Origin of the sequence: Chromobacterium sp. Panama, assembly GCF_003052555.1 — a bacterium.
Lineage (GTDB): Bacteria > Pseudomonadota > Gammaproteobacteria > Burkholderiales > Chromobacteriaceae > Chromobacterium.
Genome location: NZ_QARX01000001.1, coordinates 3,933,844 through 3,948,776 on the forward strand (window position 1 = coordinate 3,933,844; position 14,933 = coordinate 3,948,776).

Consider the following 14,933-nt stretch of genomic DNA (forward strand, 5'->3'; position numbering starts at 1 on the left):
GTCGGTTCGCCCCGGCGCCACTCTCCCCTTCCGGCCGCGTTCCACTTCAGATAGTTCAGCTTAGTCCCATGACCGCGGCTTGCGCACTCCGCATTCCTACGCATGCCCGGCGAACCATTGGTCCAGCGCCTCCAGCAAGGCCGGCGCGGGCTGATCGCTCCAGATCCCGCAAGCGTCGGCGCCGACGCCGCGCAGATAGAGATAACGCACGCCGCCGAAGCGGGCGGCGAAGTCCACGCCTCGCGCGCTGAAATAGCGCCGCAGGGCCACGCAGTAAATCAGGTATTGCAGATAATAATGTTCTTGGGCGATGGACTCCGCCAGCCGCTCGGCGCGATAGTCTTCGCGCCGCCCGCCCAGGTGGTTGGATTTATAGTCCACCAGATAAATGCGCCCGTCGGATTCGAACACCAGGTCCATGAAACCCTTGAGAAAACCGCGCACGGTGGAAAAGTCCAGTTGCGCCGCCGCCGCGCGCAAGGGCGCGGCCAGGCCGTGTTCCGGCGCGGACAGGATGGCGGCCAGCTTAGCCACCTCCAGCCTGGGCGCCGGCAGCATGAACTCCATCTCCACCAGCCGCTTGCCGTCCGGCACCTCGGCCAGTCTCACCCCCGGATCCAGTTCCGCGTTCAGCGTGGCCGCCACCATCTCGCAGCCGGCGTCGGCCCACTCCGGCGCGAAGCCGTGCTTGGCCAAGGCCCGCTCCACCGCCTGACGCAGGCCGGCGTCGTCCACGCCGAAGCTGATGGTTTCAAAAATCTCGTGCAGGCAGGTGCCGGCCTTGGCCCCGCGCGGAAAACCGAAACGATCCAGGGCCGGCGGCTCCGGCGCTTCCGCCGCCGCCGCGGGCTGGCCCGCGTCGTGGTCCGGGCTCTCCTGCCATTTGCCGGCCGCCTGCGCGTGGGTCAGCGAGGTGAAGCTGGCCACCCGCCACGGCGCGGCCAGCCGGCGCGTGAACGCTTGAGCCTGATAATCCCGCCCCGTTTCGCGCCGCGCGGCCAAGGCCGGCCGCGCGCCGTCCTCCTCCAGCACCGCGCAAGCGCCTGCCGCGGCGGCGTTGGCCGTCGCCGCGAACGCCTCCAGCTCCCGCCTGAGCACGGCGTCGTCCAGTTCCAGCGTTTCCAGCTCCGGCAAGGCGCGCGCGTCGCGGCCGTGCAGCAGCCAGCTCAGCGCCGCCGTCTCCATGCCGCGCACCCAGCCCCAGCACAGGTATTGGCGATATTGCGCCCGGGTCAGCGCCACGTAGAGCAGACGCAGTTTCTCCGCCAACAGTTCGCTGCGCGCCGCCAGTTTCACCTCGGCGTCGGCCGCGGCGTCCGGCGCCAGCCAGGATTGATCCTGAGCGTGGTAGCGCCAGAACGCGGCGTCGCGTCGCTCCAGCGCGCCGCCCCACAAAAAAGGGCAGAAGGCCACCGGGTATTGCAGGCCCTTGGCGGTGTGGATGGTGACGATTTTGACCAGGGCCGCGTCGCTCTCCAGCCGCAGCACCGCCTCCTCTCCGCCCGGCGGCTGCGCCACCCGCGTTTCCAGCCAGCCCAGCAGCGGCGCCATGCCCTGGCGCTGATCGCTCTCTTGCTGCAGCAGTTCGGCCAGATGAGACAGATTGGTCAGCCTGCGTTCGCCGTCCGGCATCGGCAGCAGGCGTTCGGCCACCCGCTCCCGTGCGAAGAAATGCCGCCAGGCGGCCATGAAGCCGCGCTCCCGCCATAGCAGGTGGTCGGCGGCGTTGGCCTGCAGCTGCGCTTCCCAGCGCGCCTCGTCCTCCACCCGGGCCAGCAACTCTCCGGCGTCGACCCCGGCCAGCTCGGTCACCAGCGCCGCGCGCAGCCGCGCCTCGCTGGCCGGCTCCGCCCAGGCGCGCAGCAAGGCCAGCATCTCGCCGGCCTCGCGGCTGGCGAACACGCTCTCCTGGGTCAGCGCCACGCTGGCCACGCCGCGTTCGGCCAAGGACTGGCGCACCCGGTCTCCCTGACGATGGGTGGACACCAGCACGGCGATGTCGCCGCCGGCCAAGGGCCGGCGCGCCTCGCCGGCGATGATGGCGGCGCGATCGACCGCGGCCAGCGCCAGCAGACGCGCGATCTCGTCGGCGCAGGCCTCGGCGGCCCCTTCGGCGGCGGCTTCTCCGCTGGCGGCCTTGCCCTCGGTCTCCGGTCTCAGCCATTGAAAGCAGAACGGCGGCCTGTCGTCGTCGATGTCCAGCCGGCCGCCGGAGGCCGGTTGCGCCGCCACCGGCTGATAGGCGATGCCCTCGATCAGAAACGGCAGTTCCCGCGCGAACAGCGCGTTGACGGTGCTGACCAGCGGAGCCTCGGAGCGGCGGTTGGTGTCCAGCGTGTAATGATGTTGCGCGTCGTTACGCGCCGCCAGGTAGGCGAAGATGTCGGCGCCGCGGAAACTGTAGATCGCCTGCTTCGGATCCCCCACCAGGAAGACCGGCCGCCGCTGCGCGACGAAGCAATGTCGGAAGATGGAATACTGAATGGGGTCCGTGTCCTGGAATTCGTCGATCAAGGCCACCTGGAAGCTGCGCGCCACGTGGGCCGCCAGCAGCGGACCGCTGATCGGGTCGGCCAGCGCCGCGCCCAGATCGGTCAACAGGTCGTCGAAACTGCGGCTGCGTTCCCCCACGCGGCGCGCGCTCAATTGTTCATTGGTCCAGGCGATCAGCTCCAGCTTGAGTTGCGCCACCGACAGCGCCACCTCTTCCATATAAGCGTCCCAGGCCCCCAGCCAGGCCTCCGTCAAGGCGAACAAGGGGTGCTCCGGCGCGGCGTGGCCTTTCTTCATGCCCTTGGCCAGCGAGGCCGGCAGCAGCTTGTCCAGCTGGCGGCGGCTCTCCTTGTCCAGCACCGGCGTGGTCTCCGGCGCGGCCAGCAAGCCGTCCAGGGCGCCGATGGCGCGTTCGATAATGGCCGGGCTGTAGCTGCGCGCGTTGAAGCCGACGGCGGCGCGCAGCAGATCGGCGGCCTCCGCCGCGCCTTCCGGCCGCGCCGCCAGCGCCCGCCAGCCCCGCTCCACCGCGAGCAAGGCGCGCTCCAGGCCGGCCACGTGCGGCGCGCGCATGCGCAGATAGGGCTTGGACAGATAGGGCCGGATGTCCGCCAGCCAGCCGTCCGGCGTTTCGCCGTTGTCCACCAGCACTTGGGCGAGCAAGGGATCGTCCACCACCCGCCGCCGCCAGAAGTCGTCGACGATCTCGATCAAGCGCTCCTCGTCGTCGCTGACCAGTTCGGCTTCGAAGGTCTGGCTGCTTTCAAAGGCGGCGTCGGTCAGCACCCGCTGGCAGAAGCCGTGGATGGTGTAGATGGCGGCGGCGTCGAAGCCGGTGATCGCGGCCTTGAGCCGCTGCGAGGCCTGCTCCCGCGCCGCGCCGGGCGGAAAACGCGCCGCCAGCGCCGACAGAAAGGGATCGCCGCCGGCCTCGCCTTCTCCGGCCAGCGTCTGCGCCAGCTCGCTCAAGCGCCGGCGCAGCCGTTCGCGCAGCTCCGCGGTGGCGGCCTTGGTATAGGTCACCACCAGCACTTGATCGACGGTGGGCGGCGGCTGACCGTCGCGCTCTTCCAGCAATAACCGGGCGAACAGAGCCGCAATGGTCCAGGTTTTGCCGGTGCCGGCCGAGGCTTCGATCAGGTTGATGCCGCTCAGCGGGCAGTTCAGCGCGTCCAGCGCTTGGGGAAGCAGGCTCATGATGGCGACACTTTAATGCGATTTGGCCATTTAAACGACCCGTCATCGGGGCCAGCGTCGCTTGTCCGCATTCAGAAGCGCTCGTCCAGGATAGCGGGCAGGACGATTTCCCGCGCGAAGGAGGCGTCGGACAAATTCAGCAAGGCGCGCGTCAGGCTCACCACGTCGTGCAGCGGGATCAGCTGGCCGGCGCCGCGCTCGGCGGCGTGTTCGCGGGGCACGGACAAATCGTCCTCCGTATTGAGGTAGCCCAATTGCAGGCAGGTCACGGCCAGGCGCTGCGCGCGGTATTCCTCCCGCAGCGCGTCGGCCATGCCGCTCAAGGCGAACTTGCTGGCGGCGAAAGCCACTTCGGGACGGCCGCTGCGCGGCAGGCCCGAAGTCGACCCCGTCAGGATGAGCTGCGGCTTGGCCGCGCCCGACATGCGCGGCAGCAGATGTTTGAGCAGCAGAATCGTCGAAGCGATATTGACCTGGACCACTTCCATCAGCTCCAGATCCGAACAGCGGGAAAACGCATAGGAGGACTCAAACGCCTCCCGCTCCCAGATCCCCACATTGCACATCACCACGTCCAGCCGTTCCGGCAGCGCGCTCATCACTTGCTCCACGGCCAGCGCCGGCTTGGACAAATCGGCCTCTATCCAGTCCAGCGCAACGCCGGCCGGCGGCTTCAGGTCTTCAGGCCTGCGCCTGGAAACGCCGATCACGCGGTCGCCCTCCCGCCCCAATCCTTCCACAAAAGCCTTGCCAAGGCCCCGGCTCGCTCCAATGATCAGTATATTCACGGCGTCTCCAAAATGAATCTGCGCGGCGGTTCCGCGGCAGTGACAGACGAGAAGGATACCTGATTCGTCAAATTTGTCGGCCACGCCGGCAAAGGGGATAATCGCCGCCCGAACCCCGCATTCAAGGCCTGACACAATGAGCGACGCCGCAATCCGACTTTCAAAACGCATGGTGGAACTGGGCCTGTGCACGCGGCGCGAAGCCGACGCCTGCATCGAGCAGGGTCTGGTGAAAGTGGACGGCCAGGTCGTCACCGCGCTGGGCAGCCGGGTGGAGCCGCAGCAGCGCGTCGAACTCCTGGGCCGGCCCGACGCGCAGCGCGACGCGGCGGTCACCCTGCTGCTGCACAAGCCGGCCGGCGCCGAGCCGCTGTCCCTGCTGGGCCCGGACAGCCAGATGCCGGGCGACGTCAGCGGGCTGAGCTGGCTGCCGCGCCATCGCCAGCATCTGCAAGGTGTCGGCGCCGTCGCCGATCGCGCCCACGGCCTGGTGGCGCTGACCCAGGACCGCAAGCTGGCGCAGCGGCTGGCCGATTGCCAGCTGGAATTCCTGATCAATGTCGACGCCGCGCCCGCCGCCGCCGAACTGCAACAAAGACAGAGCGGCCTGCGCCCCGGCGGCAAAGCACCGCGCGAACTCAAAGTCTCGCGCCAGAGCGACCGACAACTGCGCCTGGTGCTCGCGGCGCGCGACGCGCGCTGGCTGGACGATATCTGCGCCGGCCTGGGCGTCAGCCCGCTGGCGCTGCGCTGCATCCGCATCGGCCGGCTGGCGATAGGCCAGTTGGCGGCCGGGCAGTGGCGTTATGTGCCGGACTTCGAGCGTTTCTGAGAACCCAGCTTCATGCCCAGCGCCAGCGCCGCCGCCGCGTTGCGCGCGGCGCGGCTGACATTGTCCGCGGCCTCGGTCAAGGCCTGTTCCTGGCTGCACGGCCGGCTGACCGCGGCGAACACCGCGTCCAGCCCGTGCGCGTGGGTCAGTTCGCTGCCCGCGCCCAGACAACCGCCTATCGCCAGCACCGGCACCCCATGACGCCGGGCGACGCGGGCGACGCCTATCGGCGTCTTGCCTTGCACGCTCTGGCTATCGATGCGGCCTTCGCCGGTCACCGCCAGATCGGCGTCGGCCAACGCCGCGTCCAGGCCGACGGCCTCGGCGACGATGGCGCTGCCGGAACGCAGCCGGCCGCCCAGGCAGGCCAGCAGCGCGGCGCCCATGCCGCCGGCCGCGCCGGCCCCGGCCGCCTCGGCCGCGGCCACGCCCGACTCGCCCTCCATCAAGACTGCGAAATGCGCCAAAGCCGCATCCAGCGCCGCCACCATCGCCGGCGTCGCGCCCTTCTGCGGCCCGAACACCGCCGACGCGCCGCGCGGGCCGGTCAGGGGGTTGTCCACGTCGCAGGCCACGTCGATGCGGCAGGCCGCCAGCCGCGGATCCAGCCCGGACAGGTCCAGCCGCGCCAGGCTCGCCAAGGCCGCGCCGCCGGCCGGCAGTTCGCCTCCGTCCGCGTCCAGCAGCCTGGCGCCCAGCGCCTGCAACATGCCGGCGCCGCCGTCGTTGGTGGCGCTGCCGCCTATGCCCAGCACAAAGCGGCGCGCGCCGGCGTCCAGCGCGTCGCGGATCAGATCTCCGGTGCCGTGGCTGCCGGTCAGCAAGGGGTTGCGCCGTTCCGGCGGCAATAAGGCCAGGCCGCTGGCGGCGGCCATTTCTATCACCGCCACGCCGTCCGCTGTCAGCCCGTAGCGCGCGGACAAGGTCTCGCCCAACGGGCCTCGCGCCGACGCCTCGCGCCACTGGCCGCCTAGGGCGTCCAGCATCGCCTGCACCGTGCCCTCGCCGCCGTCCGCCATCGGCAGCTTGTGGTAGCGGGCGGCGGGAAACACCTGGCGGAAGCCGTCCTCTATCGCCTGGGCCACCTGCAGCGCGCTCAGGCTTTCCTTGTAGGAGTCCGGGGCAATCACGATTTTCATGCGGTTTTCAATCACAAGAGACGACGATGGCAAGATATTAGCGATTGACCAGCCGCGGCGGAATCCGCAGCACCAGCAGCGCGCCGGCCAGCATCACGCCGGACAGAATGTACAGCGCCGGATCCGTGCTGTGAGTCAGGTCCTTGATCCAGCCCACCAGGAAGGGGCTGACGAAGCCGGCCACCTGGCCCAGCGAATTGATCAAGGCCAGCCCGCCGGCGGCGGCCGCGCTGCCGAGAAAGGCGGTGGGCAGCGGCCAGAACATGGACAGGCCGGCCAGCGCGCCCATGGTGGCCAGGCTCAGGCCCAGCATGGACAGCCAGACCGCGCCGCCGCTATTGGCCGCCATCAGCAAGCCCAGCACGCCCATCAGCAGCGGCAGCACCACGTGCCAGCGGCGTTCTCCGCGCCGGTCGCCGGAACGGCCGACCCAGACCATGAAGAAGCAGGCGGCCAGATAAGGCAGCGCGCTGAGCCAGCCGATGACGCCGGCGCTCTGGAAACCCAGACCCTTGATGATGGACGGCAGCCAGAAGTTGATCGCGTACACCCCCATCTGGATGGCGAAATAGATCGCGCCCAACATCCACACATTGACGTTGCGCAGCACGCTGGCGAAGGACTGCTCCACCGGCCGCTGCGCCGAGCGCCGCGCCTCGTCGTCGATCAGCGCCTGCCGCATCGCCGCTTTCTCTTCCGCGCTCAGCCAGCGCGCCTCGGCGATGCCGTCGTTCAGATAGAAATACACGCCCAGGCCCAGCAACACCGTGGGCAGGCCTTGCAGCAGGAACAGCCACTGCCAGCCGGCCAGACCGCCTTGTCCGGCGGCGAAATGCTGCAGCATCCAGCCGGACAGCGGCCCGCCCAGCACGCCGGACACCGGGATGGCCGACATGAACAGCGCCATCACCTGGCCGCGCTTGTCGGCCGGAAACCAGCGGGTGAAGTACAGCACGATGCCGGGAAAGAAGCCGGCCTCGGCCACGCCGGTGAAAAAGCGCAGCGTGTAGAAGGACTGCGGCGTGGACACGAACATCAGACAAGCGGACAGCGTGCCCCACACCAGCATCAGCAAGGCGATCCAGCGCCGCGCGCCCACCTTGTGCAGCATCAGATTGCTGGGCACGCCGCACAGCACATAGCCGATGAAGAAAATGCCGGCGCCCAGGCCGTAGACGGTTTCGCTCAAGCCCAGCGCGTCCAGCATCTCCAGCTTGGCGAAGCCGACGTTGACGCGGTCCAGATAGTTGAACAGATAACAAACGAAAATGAAGGGAATCAGCCGCCAAACGGCTTTCTTGTAAGCGCCGGCCAGAATGTCCTGCCGCGGCGCGCTCAGGGTATCGCTAGGGTTCACATCCATCTCCTCTGCGCGCGGGGGCTCTCCCTCCGGCGCGTCTCCTTGGTTCTGATGAATATTGTTTTTGTATCGCGTCGCTCATTCTGGTCAGCGCCAACGGAAAATACTTCGTGCAGACGTCTGGTTTATGCGCGGGAATTGCCGGAATATATTATGCAAACGCACAAACCCTGGACGCGCCATGCCCATTCTGACCGCCGAACTCGCGCAGGACATCGTCAGCCGCACCATGCGCATCATTCCGTTCAACGTGAACGTGATGGACGCCCAAGGCGCGATTCTGGGCAGCGGCGACGCCGGCCGGCTGGGGCAGTTGCACGACGGCGCGCTGCTGGCGCTGGCGCAGCGACGCACGGTGGAGATAGACGAGGCCACCGCCGGCAAGCTGCACGGCTCCCGTCCCGGCATCAACCTGCCCTTGCACGTGAACGGCCGCATCGCGGGCGTGGTCGGCCTGACCGGCCAGCCGGAGCAGGTTCGCCAGTTCGGCGAACTGGTGCGGCTGACCGCCGAGATGATTCTGGAGCAGGCGCAGTTGCAGCGGGCGCTGCAACACGACGCGCGCCAGCGCGAAGCCTTTGTGCTGGAATGGATACGCGGCGAGCCCGGCGCGGCGCTGGACGCCTGGGCGCAGCGCCTGGGGCTGCGCTTGGAACAGCATCATGTGGCGCTGAGCCTGCAACTGGATGAAGAGGGCTTGGCCGCCGATCAGGCCCAGGCGGCGCTGCAACAGCTGCAATCGGCGCTGGCGGCGCGCTGGCCGCGCTTGCTGAGCGCGGCCACCGGCCCTTACGAGCTGGTGCTGGTGGAGGCTTGCGAGGAGGAAGGCGAAGCCGAACGCGAAGCGCTGCTGCAACGCCGGCTGCGCGCGCTGGCCGCCTGGCTGGAAGAAACGGCGGCGCCCGGCTTCCGCCTGGGCATGGGCATTGCGCTGCCGGGGCGGGACGGCGCGGCCCAATCCTGTCTCAGCGCCCGCGCCGCCGCGCGCATCGGCCGGCAACGACAGCCCAAGCGGCGGGCGCACAGCTATTACGAACTGGCGCTGCCGGTGCTGCTGTCCGGCCTGGATCACGGCTGGCAGGCCCAGCAATTGCGGCAGCCGCTGCAAAGGCTGGAGCAGGCCGGCAAAAGCGGGCTGCGCCGCACCGCCGAGGCCTGGTTCGCCCACCAGTCCCACCCCGGCGCCACCGCGCGGGCGCTGCACATCCACCGCAACACGCTGGACTACCGGCTGGGCCGCATCGCCGACATCACCGGACTGGACCTGCAGCGTCACGAGGACCGTTTCCGGCTCTACGTCGCGCTGCTGCTGGGGTGACACTCGCTCGTCGACGGCCTCGGCCTCGGGCTACCGGCCGATGCGCTTGAGCCGCGCCGGCTTGGCCCCCTGCTGCGCCAGCGCGATTTCCAGCAAGGTCTCCAGATGCTTATGCGCAGTCCATGACTGCTGCAACGAAACAAGACCAAGACGGCGTATGGACACTTTTTGAGAGGCAGGCTCCAAGCCTGTCTCTAGTATTGCCCCCTGTCGCGATGCCCGAGATCGCCCTCACCGCACAGGACCGCCATATGCCTTCCATTCCCTTTTTCTCAAGTCGCCCCTCCCAGCAGCCTAGCCCGATTGAAGCGCAACTGCTCGCCAACGCAAAAACCCCGGCAGAACGGCGTGAAACGGAAAATCTGTTTGCTCAGGTGAAACAAATACGCAATGCACCCGATTCGTCGGCATCCACGCTTTCGCCCCCGCCTTTCCCCTCACCTTGAAAAACGTTCTGCTGAGCGGCCTGTATGTCCAGGCCGGGGTCCAACCTCTTCTCAACCGCGAATCGCCATTGCTTCCAGCGTCCTCCGCGCCATCCGCCCTCCCCTCGGCGCTGCTCCAGGTCCACAGCCAGCCCTCTTCCCGCTCCGCGCCTCCACAGCCGGAAACGCCCCTGCTCCGCCAAGCGCGCCATGTCGTTCCCAAACCCAAGACCACGACCACGACCGCTGCGCCTGACGACGTCAAGATCGTTAAGATGTTTGATTTTTCCTGCATGAACGAAGGCGAGAATCTGTCCTTCGCCCAAGTGCTGCGCCAAATCGGCAAAACCTTGCGCAACCCCATCACCGCACTGGCCACGGAAAGCAAGCATGTCGACAGCTGGAGACAGGGCCGCGGCTGCGCCACGTCCGAGGAGATCTCGGCCATCACCGACATCACCGAGAAAGTCGATGCCATCACCTCCCAAGTCCTGACGCTGCTGCCAGGCAGCCAGCCCTTGGCCATCGCGCAATACATCGTCGGCCCTCTGCTGGAGCATGCAGCCAATGACCTGGAAGGCAAACCCACCTCGCGGGAAGAAGAACTCAACCTGTTGCAGCAAGTGACCCAACAAGCCCGCTTCAGCATTGATGGGATGAGCCATGCCGAGCGGCAGCGTTTGCAAACCGCGCCCCAGCCTGGCGGCAAGGCTTCAGGAATAGACCTGCCGGCATTCCATCTCAAAAACGGTCGTAACCACATCAAACTCAAAGCCAACGGCAAACACCATGACGTCGCCTTGTTGGAGAAGGATGGCCGCAGCTTTGCGCAAATCCCGGCCAAGCAGCAGGGAAAGTTCGCTAACCGCGAAGTCTATTTCAACCATCTCGCACAGGAATGGCGCTTGCTAGGCGATGGCAAATTCCGGCACTTCAGCAAGCAGGAACAATTGGCCGCCCATAAACTGGCGCTGGGTCCGCATCACTTGCATCGCTCCAGCAGCGCGAACACGCCTCATGTCTACAGCGTTCACAATTCCTTCACTGCGCAACCGGCACGGCTTGAAGCCATCGAGCTGTTTGGCCGCCTGGTGCCTTACCGTCATGAACTCGCCACCGGCAAGGAATACATCTACGATGCCCGCCGGCCTGACGCTGCGCCCCTGGAAGTGGAAAATCGTCTGAGCGAATGGCATATCAAGCACGAGCTCACGCGACAGGCCGCTCCCGAACTGCGCGCGGCCATCGCCAAGCACGACATCGCGCCGCTGGCCCTGGATGAGCGCCAGCTATCCACGCCCAATCACTTCGGCATCCAGCGCACCGGCGATGGCCAATACGTCCTGGCCATCGACCAGCAGTACTACCCCGTTCAACGGCACGGCAAGCAAGTGCAGCTTGGGGGCGCCCGCAATCTGCAGATCGAGCTGAGCGCCCACGGCAAGCGCGTCGAGGTGGAATTGGCCAAACCAGCCAGCCGGGACAATCCCGCGTTCAAACTGGTTAACATGCCTATCATCGGCAAGCCGCTGAAAATCCGCGCCGCGCGCAAGGCCATAGGCAAGGCGCTGCCAATCGCGCAAACCAAAATCGCCAATGCGATCCAGGCCTTGAACCGCTCCGACCTTCGCCCCCAGGTCCAGTTGGCGGAAGAGGCCTATTTCGGCAAAACCTTCCATCAGGACCCGAAACGCTTGGCGCAGCTGGGCAAATATCTGGACCAGATCCAGGGCGATCTGGCGCGCATCGACACCGCCAACTTCAATTTCGACAGCCGGGTCGGCTCTCCCACCACGGTGGCGGAACTCTCCAGGGAGCAATACCAGATGCTGGGCCGCAAGCCCAAATCAAAAATCATCAATGTTGGCCGCGATGGCTTCTACGCCTATTACGAACGGATGGGCAAAAACCCGAGCGCGGTCGCCGATGTGCTGATCCACGAGCTGTCGCATGGCGGCCCCAACACGCTGGACTTCGCTTATGTCGGTACGCAAAAGCAGGCCCGCGTCGGCGATGTCGATGTATTCGAACTGATTAACCTGGCCAATAAGCATATCGAGAAGGATAGCCGCTACGGCGGCGCCGACCTGCCGCAGATCGATAACATCAACATTGCGTTCAAAGGGCTCAAGAACGCCGACTCCATCGCCCAGTTCGTCTCCTTCCTGGGCAAGGCGGACAGCGACCCTGCTGGTTTCGAGCGCGACTACCAAACGCTGAAGGCCGCCGCCGACCGCTCTGACCATTTTCAGCAACGCCTGCCGGAAGGCGTGCCGGTGAGCCGCAACCGCCGCTCCATTGAGACCCCGGTCCCATCACTGCCGCCATTGCTGTTGCTAGTGGAACGACAAAGCGGCCGTTATCACTTGTATCGTCCGCTCGCAGGCTGATTCACCTGGCCCGCCGCCGGGCAGGGTCCGATCTCCCTGCCCGGCCCGCCGATGCGCTAAACTGTTCGGTTTAGACTTCTTGCGTAATCCCTCATGGGCCAGCCCACTGCCACTCCCCCCCTCTCCCGCCGGCTGGCCTGGATCGCCGCCGCCAGCTGCCTTGGCTACTATCTGCTGCTGGCGCTGCGTCCGGCCTGGCTGGAAGCCAAACTCGCCGGCTGGCCGGCGTCCGTTCTGCTGGCGCTGGCCATGTTCCTGCTGTTCTTCCTGCTGGCCGCCGGCTACGCGCTGGCCGCCGGCCGCGCCGACGACTCGGAGCGCGCATGAACCACGCCTCCGCCTTTTTCCTATTGTTCGTGCTGCTGACCCTGGCCATCACCGCCGCCGCCGCGCGGCGCACCGCCTCGGCCGGCGATTTCTACACCGCCGGCGGCCGCATCCGCGGCTGGCAGAACGGGCTGGCGCTGGCCGGCGACTACCTGTCCGCGGCGGCCTTCCTCGGCGCCGCCGGCCTGTATCTGTCCCAGGGCTACGACTCCCTGGCCTACGCCGTCGGCACCCTGGCCGGCTGGCCGCTCTTGCTGCTGCTGTTGGCGGAAAAGCTGCGCGGCAGCGGCTGCTACACCGCCGCCGCGGTGCTGGGCCGGCGCTTCGACCACGACGGGGTGCGGCTGGCCGCCAGCGTCAACTCGCTGACGGTGACGCTGTTCTACCTGATCGTGCAGATGGTGGGCGCCGGCAAGCTGATCGAGCTGCTGTTCGGCCTGCCCTATCTGGCCGCGGTGAGCCTGGTGGGCGCGCTGATGGTGCTCTACGTGGCGCTGGGCGGGATGTTGGCCACCACTTGGGTGCAGATGGTCAAGGCGGTGCTGATGTTCGGCTGCGCGCTGTTGCTGGCCGGCGGCGTGCTGGGGCGCTTCGGCGGCGATCCTGCGCGGCTGTTCGCCGCCGTGGAGGCCTTGCGCGGGCCGCAGGCCTTCCTGCCCAGCCCGGCGCTGAGCGATCCGCTGGAAGTGCTGTCGCTGGGCCTGGGCCTTTGCCTGGGCCTGCTGGGCCTGCCCCATGTGCTGATGCGCTTCTTCACCGTGCCTGACCGCCGCGCCGCGCGCCAGTCCGCCTGCTTCGCCACCGGCCTGATCGCGCTGTTCTTCGCCGTCAACATCGTCATCGGCTACGGCGCGCTGGCGCTGGTGGGGCCGGAGCCAAGCTTCCACGACGCCGCCGGCAAACTGCTGGGCGGCGGCAATATGGCCGCCATCCACCTGGCCACCTTGCTGGGCGGGCCGGCCTGGCAGGGCCTGGTGGCGGCGGTGGCCTTCGCCACCATCCTGGCGGTGGTGTCCGGCCTGGCCATGGCCGGCGCCAGCGCCATCAGTCACGATCTCTACGCGGTCTGGTGGCGGCGCGGCCGCGTCGACGCCCACGCCGAATTGCGGGTGTCGCGCTGGGCCACCGTCGGCCTGGGCCTGCTGGCCCTGCTGCTGTCCACGCTGTTCCAGCAGCAGAACATCGCCTTCCTGATGGGCCTGGCCTTCGCCATCGCCGCCTCGGCCAATTTTCCGGTGCTGCTGCTGGCCCTGCACTGGCCTGGCCTCAGCGCGCGCGGCGCGCTGTGGGGCAGCCTGGGCGGGCTGGCCGCGGCGGCGGCGCTGATCGTGGCCGGCCCGGCGGTATGGGTGGGCATGCTTGGCCACGCCAAGCCGCTGTTTCCCTACGCCAACCCGGCGCTGTTCTCTGTGCCGCTGGCCTTTGCGCTGGCTTGGCTGGGTTCGCGCCGCGGCGCAACGGCGGTATCATCGGCTAGCGATACTTCTCACCGACCCTGACACTCATGACCACACTGACTCTTTACGGCAACCGACTGTCCGGCCACAGCTACAAGGTGCGCCTGGCGCTGATGCTGGCCGATGTTTCCCATGATTACGTCCATGTGGACCTGGAGCTGCCGCGCGAACAGCGGCCGGAGGATTTCCGCGCCGCCAGCCGTTTCGGCGAAGTGCCGGTGCTGGTGGCCGACGGCACCGCGCTGTGCCAGTCCAACGCCATCCTGCAATGGCTGGCCAATAATTTCGGCCAGCTCAGCGGCGAGCACGGCAGCCGCGAAACCGTGCGCGAATGGCTGAGCTGGGAAGCCAACCGCGTCGGCCTGTCGGTGCCCAATCTGCGCGGGTCGCGGATGAACCGGCTGCCTCAGCCGGAGGTGGAAGCCTGGCTGGAACAGCGCGCGCGCGCCGATCTGGACGCCCTGGACGCCGCCCTGGCCGAACAGCCCTATCTGGCCGGCCAGCGGCTGAGCATCGCCGACCTGTCCGCCAGCGCCTATCTGTGGTGGCTGGCCGACGCCGGCCTGGACATCGCCGCTTGGCCTCAGGTCCGGGCCTGGCTGGAACGCATCGCCCAGCAGCCGGGCTGGCAGCACCCCGATGTGCTGATGGCGCCGGACATTCCCGACTAAGCCCCCACGGAGCCCCGCCATGTCGTCCCGTCCCGATTGCATCCGACACTGGAGCGAGCTGATCGAAGCCCGCTCGCAAAGCTATCCCGACAGCCGGGAGCCGCTGGCGCGCGGCGCGGCGCTGGGCAAGCATTACGGCTTCGCCCGCCTCGGCATCCATCACGAACTGCTGGAGCCGGGCCAACGCACCAGCTGGCCGCACGCGGAAAAAACCGAGGACGAATTCGTCCACGTGCTGGAGGGCGAGCCCGACGTCTGGCTGGACGGCGCGCTGCACCGGCTGCGGCCCGGCGATTCGGTCGGCTTCAAGGCCGGCACCGGCCTCGCCCACACCTTCATCAACAATAGCGATAAGCCGGTGCGCCTGCTCTGCGTCGGCGACGTCAACCGCGACGACAATCAGGTGCACTACCCGCTGCACCCGGCGCGCAACGCCGCCATCGGCCCGCAGCACTGGAGCGACGCGCCCGAGCGCCCGCAGGGCGATCACGACGGCCTGCCCGATCTGCTGCGCGCGGCCGGAGGCCCTTTCTGAC

The 14,933-nt window shown here is 67.7% G+C and carries 11 protein-coding genes; 7 read left to right on the forward strand and 4 right to left on the reverse strand.

Annotated elements, in window-relative coordinates; genetic code table 11:
* Nucleotides 1–96: 96 nt before the first annotated feature.
* Both recB and DB032_RS17830 read right to left on the reverse strand, forming a co-directional pair.
* Nucleotides 97–3,690 (reverse strand): exodeoxyribonuclease V subunit beta, encoded by a 3,594-nt coding sequence (recB, locus tag DB032_RS17825; protein WP_107800645.1) that lies wholly within the window; start codon nucleotides 3,688–3,690, stop codon nucleotides 97–99.
* A 71-nt stretch (nucleotides 3,691–3,761) separates the two neighbouring features.
* Entirely contained in the window at nucleotides 3,762–4,478 is a 717-nt protein-coding gene (locus tag DB032_RS17830) for an SDR family oxidoreductase (RefSeq protein ID WP_107800646.1), read from the reverse strand.
* A gap of 136 nt (nucleotides 4,479–4,614) precedes the next feature.
* Between DB032_RS17830 and DB032_RS17835 the strand changes: the two genes are divergently transcribed.
* The gene (locus DB032_RS17835) at nucleotides 4,615–5,310 is read left to right on the forward strand and encodes a S4 domain-containing protein (RefSeq protein ID WP_107800647.1); all 696 of its coding nucleotides are present in this window, start codon (nucleotides 4,615–4,617) and stop codon (nucleotides 5,308–5,310) included.
* Here DB032_RS17835 and DB032_RS17840 read toward each other — a convergent pair.
* Nucleotides 5,283–6,449 (reverse strand): glycerate kinase, encoded by a 1,167-nt coding sequence (locus DB032_RS17840; RefSeq protein WP_107800648.1) that lies wholly within the window; start codon nucleotides 6,447–6,449, stop codon nucleotides 5,283–5,285. The genes DB032_RS17835 and DB032_RS17840 overlap by 28 nt on opposite strands.
* A gap of 37 nt (nucleotides 6,450–6,486) precedes the next feature.
* Nucleotides 6,487–7,806, reverse strand: a complete 1,320-nt coding sequence (locus DB032_RS17845; RefSeq protein WP_227105050.1) for an MFS transporter — start codon at nucleotides 7,804–7,806, stop codon at nucleotides 6,487–6,489.
* Nucleotides 7,807–7,990: 184 nt separating this feature from the next.
* Here DB032_RS17845 and DB032_RS17850 point away from each other — a divergent pair, with 184 nt between their 5' ends.
* The 6 genes from DB032_RS17850 to DB032_RS17880 all read left to right on the forward strand — a co-directional run bounded on the left by DB032_RS17850 (nucleotide 7,991) and on the right by DB032_RS17880 (nucleotide 14,932).
* Complete coding sequence (locus DB032_RS17850; protein ID WP_107800650.1) at nucleotides 7,991–9,127, forward strand: sugar diacid recognition domain-containing protein; 1,137 nt, start codon at nucleotides 7,991–7,993, stop codon at nucleotides 9,125–9,127.
* 700 nt (nucleotides 9,128–9,827) lie between these two features.
* A complete protein-coding gene (locus DB032_RS17860; RefSeq protein WP_146176714.1) occupies nucleotides 9,828–11,942 on the forward strand; it encodes a hypothetical protein in 2,115 nt (704 codons plus the stop codon).
* A gap of 93 nt (nucleotides 11,943–12,035) precedes the next feature.
* Nucleotides 12,036–12,269, forward strand: coding sequence for a DUF485 domain-containing protein (locus DB032_RS17865; RefSeq protein ID WP_107800653.1), 234 nt, complete (start codon nucleotides 12,036–12,038; stop codon nucleotides 12,267–12,269).
* A complete protein-coding gene (locus DB032_RS17870; protein WP_107800654.1) occupies nucleotides 12,266–13,768 on the forward strand; it encodes a sodium/solute symporter in 1,503 nt (500 codons plus the stop codon). The genes DB032_RS17865 and DB032_RS17870 overlap by 4 nt, the downstream gene beginning before the upstream one ends.
* Nucleotides 13,769–13,773: 5 nt before the next feature.
* Nucleotides 13,774–14,397, forward strand: a complete 624-nt coding sequence (locus tag DB032_RS17875; RefSeq protein ID WP_107800655.1) for a glutathione S-transferase family protein — start codon at nucleotides 13,774–13,776, stop codon at nucleotides 14,395–14,397.
* 19 nt (nucleotides 14,398–14,416) lie between these two features.
* Complete coding sequence (locus DB032_RS17880) at nucleotides 14,417–14,932, forward strand: cupin domain-containing protein (protein ID WP_107800656.1); 516 nt, start codon at nucleotides 14,417–14,419, stop codon at nucleotides 14,930–14,932.
* The last annotated feature ends 1 nt before the right edge of the window (nucleotide 14,933 follow it).

Bases quoted from the DNA above. Each gene is read 5' to 3' on its own strand.
- recB (WP_107800645.1), bottom strand. From the start codon at position 3,690: ATGAGCCTGCTTCCCCAAGCGCTGGACGCGCTGAACTGCCCGCTGAGC.
- DB032_RS17835 (WP_107800647.1), top strand. From the start codon at position 4,615: ATGAGCGACGCCGCAATCCGACTTTCAAAACGCATGGTGGAACTGGGC.
- DB032_RS17840 (WP_107800648.1), bottom strand. From the start codon at position 6,449: ATGAAAATCGTGATTGCCCCGGACTCCTACAAGGAAAGCCTGAGCGCG.
- DB032_RS17850 (WP_107800650.1), top strand. From the start codon at position 7,991: ATGCCCATTCTGACCGCCGAACTCGCGCAGGACATCGTCAGCCGCACC.
- DB032_RS17860 (WP_146176714.1), top strand. From the start codon at position 9,828: ATGTTTGATTTTTCCTGCATGAACGAAGGCGAGAATCTGTCCTTCGCC.
- DB032_RS17865 (WP_107800653.1), top strand. From the start codon at position 12,036: ATGGGCCAGCCCACTGCCACTCCCCCCCTCTCCCGCCGGCTGGCCTGG.
- DB032_RS17870 (WP_107800654.1), top strand. From the start codon at position 12,266: ATGAACCACGCCTCCGCCTTTTTCCTATTGTTCGTGCTGCTGACCCTG.
- DB032_RS17875 (WP_107800655.1), top strand. From the start codon at position 13,774: ATGACCACACTGACTCTTTACGGCAACCGACTGTCCGGCCACAGCTAC.
- DB032_RS17880 (WP_107800656.1), top strand. From the start codon at position 14,417: ATGTCGTCCCGTCCCGATTGCATCCGACACTGGAGCGAGCTGATCGAA.